General features: G+C 34.7%; 2 protein-coding genes and 1 pseudogene. 2 read left to right on the top strand and 1 reads right to left on the bottom strand.

All coding sequences use genetic code 11. From position 1 onward, the window contains the following. Both U9P79_04080 and U9P79_04075 read left to right on the top strand, forming a co-directional pair. A pseudogene (locus U9P79_04080) lies at positions 1-128 on the top strand (DUF1016 N-terminal domain-containing protein). Between the two features lie 184 nt (positions 129-312). Beyond that, positions 313-1,536: a serpin family protein gene (locus tag U9P79_04075; protein ID MEA2103804.1), complete on the top strand. Its 1,224-nt coding sequence runs from the start codon at positions 313-315 to the stop codon at positions 1,534-1,536. Between the two features lie 63 nt (positions 1,537-1,599). Here the strand turns inward: U9P79_04075 and U9P79_04070 are convergent, their stop codons facing one another. Continuing rightward, positions 1,600-2,763 (bottom strand): hypothetical protein, encoded by a 1,164-nt coding sequence (locus U9P79_04070; protein MEA2103803.1) that lies wholly within the window; start codon positions 2,761-2,763, stop codon positions 1,600-1,602. Positions 2,764-3,040 lie beyond the last annotated feature (277 nt).

Raw genomic sequence — 3,040 nt, 5'->3', positions numbered from 1 at the left:
TGGCAAAAGACTTACAGAATGAATTCCCTGGAATCAGAGGATTTTCTGCCAGAAATTTGTGGTTAATGAGAACTTTTTATACTGAATATAAGAATATTACAAAACTGCAACCACTGGTTGCAGAAATCATAAATTGCAAAGTTGTTGAAATAAGGAGAATGTGCCTAACAAAAGTGCCCACAATAAGCAAGCAGGAAGAGAAGCAAGGAGAGACGTGGCAGCACTGTCCATTACCTGCAATAATAATTAATAAACAAAATTGTAAGCATATTTTTTAAAGTAAACTATAAATATTAAGATAGGAGAAATATTATGATTAAAAATCAAATTAAACGTTTAATGATCTCAACTGTATTAATTTCCATTTTCTGTTTTTCTTTTGGATTCGCAGACAAAATTTCTTCAAAGCAACTTGCCAAAAGTAACAATGATTTCGCTCTGAAATTATATGACGCTTTGAAAGTTGATGATGAAAATTTATTTTTCTCACCCTATAGCATTTCCACTGCTCTCGCAATGACTTATGCAGGGGCAAAGGGAAAGACAAAAACGGAAATGGCAAAGGTGCTTGAATTTCATTTGTCCGGTGATTCTCTTCATGCAGGATTTTCTCAAATCAGTTCTGAACTGAATGAAATAAAAAAGCAGGGCGATGTGGAATTGTCAACTGCAAACGCTTTGTGGATAGAAAAAAGTTTTAGCCTACTTCCAAATTATAAACAACTTGTGAATAAATACTACAACTCAGAAGTATTCAGAACAGACTTTTTGAAAAATTCGGATAATGCTGTAAAACAGATCAACAATTGGGTCGAAGAAAAGACAAATGATAAAATCAAAAACTTGTTGAAACCTAACAATCTTAGTTCGCTCACCAAATTGGTTTTAACAAATGCAATCTATTTTAAAGGATTGTGGGATTCGCAATTTGATAAGCGGGCAACGCGTCAACTTCCCTTTTTCATATCCGAAAAAGAGAAAATTAATACTCCGATCATGTTTTTGAAAGAAAAATTTAAGTATGCAGAAACGGAAAACGCTCAAATACTCGAAATGCCTTACATGGGCAAACAACTTTCGATGGTGATAATTCTTCCCAATGAGATTGAAGGTATAAAAAAAATTGGAAAAATTATCAAAAAGGAAAAATTGTTGGAAATCCAACGATATCCACAAAAAGTGAAAGTTTGGCTTCCGAAATTTACCATGACAGAAAGATATAAATTGAATAAGGTATTTTTAAAATTGGGAATGAAAGATGCGTTTGATTCGCGTGCCGCAAATTTTTCCGGTATGACCGGCAACGAGGATCTCTTCATCTCCGGAATATTTCATAAAGCATTCATCAAAGTGGAAGAAAAAGGAACAGAAGCTGCCGCAGCAACTGCTGTAGTGATGGAATTGAAAAGTGCTCCTCCTGGAAAAGTTACAGAATTCCGAGCAGATCATCCTTTCCTTTTTTATATTCAGGATAATTCCACAGGGAGCATTCTTTTTATGGGAAAAGTGAATCGTCCCTCTGTGGAAAGCGGTTAGTAAATGGTTACTCGGAAATAAGGAGATAATATTTTAGAATGGTTTCTCCAAATAAAAATTTCTTTAGAACGACCATTTCAAACGGCAATAAAAAACTTTTCCATAATCCCCAAATTCGGTTCCGTCATCTCCGTAATATAATTGCCCCTGAATCTTTAAATCCAAATCTTGTTTAAGCGAAAGGTCGAAGGAAGGTCCGATATAATATGATTTGTCTGTGGGATTTAGCATTGAAGAAACTTCGACCTTGATCAGTGGGGTAAGGGGAAATGATGCTGCTCCGAATAGATTATATTTTGCACGTGTTAAATTTTTTGCAGTTATTTCCACATTATTGCATCCCGCAGGTCCGGTAGTTCCTTTGCTGTTATAGATCATTGCCGTTTGCAAAAACAAACCATCTTCAAAACCATAATTTCCACCGATGGAACCGACAATTAGGCCGGTTGAATCACTCAAATTGTCTTTGTTGTTAAAATAAGAAATTTCTCCGTTAAATCCCGCTTTAAATATTTGCCCTGACCATCCGGTTCCAATCACGAGATCATTTTCCATAACTCCGGACAGAAATTGGAAGTCATAACTCCATTTATTAAATTTGAACATACTTGCCCAAGTAACGTTTTTTTCTTTGTCAATTTTATAACCAAACTGAGCGGAAGATGTCATTCCCGTATAATATTGCATTTTTATCCCATCACATCCGGGTCGCTCAAGATAATCGAAGTTGAAATAATTGAACGTGTTGAAAATATCATTTGGATTCCACACCCGATTAATTCCCCAGTTAATGCGTTGACGACCAAACACAATGTCAAATGAACCTTTTACAAATTCGATATAAGCTCTGTCAAAATTTGTGTATAAAACGTAGGAAGTATCTTTGGCAATGCAGTTTGTTAGGTCAAAAAAACCGTTATCTGCTGTAGCTATTTTTATATATTCGGGATAATTTTCTGCTGGTATTTGTCCGTAATCAAAGATATTTCTCATACCTATTTGGGCTGTAATAGAATTTGTCGGATAGCATCTCAGGTCAAAACGATTTTGTGCGGAAGTCATGGTCTGCCATTTTCCCTGTAAATTTTGTATTTCAACAGTCTCCATTTTTTTTACAAATCCGGTAAGCGAAAAATAATTTTGCAATTTATGAAAATCAAATGCGGAAACGGAAAAGGTGGTAAAAAAAATAAAAAGTAAGCTGAGATTGATTTTTTTTATATTCATCGGAATCCTTTCAGGGAATAATTGTTTTTATCTGTTTTATTTCACAGGGGTAATATTTTATACATTTACGCCTTTTTGGAGTAAAATATCCGTGATATTTTATACAACACTGCAACTATAGCGTTTTGGAGTAAAATATCCGCCTGCCTCGTGAAATGCTTTTATCTTTTTTATTTCACTGGGATTTCACTGGGGTGATATTTTATACAACACTGCAACATCACGGATGTTGCACTCCAAATTTTCTTTTTTTATCACTACTAACTTTTCCATCTAT

The organism is Candidatus Cloacimonadota bacterium (assembly GCA_034661015.1).
GTDB lineage: Bacteria > Cloacimonadota > Cloacimonadia > JGIOTU-2 > JGIOTU-2 > JAYEKN01.
The sequence above is the reverse complement of the archived record's forward strand: the minus strand, read 5'-3'. Positions and strand labels throughout refer to the sequence as shown.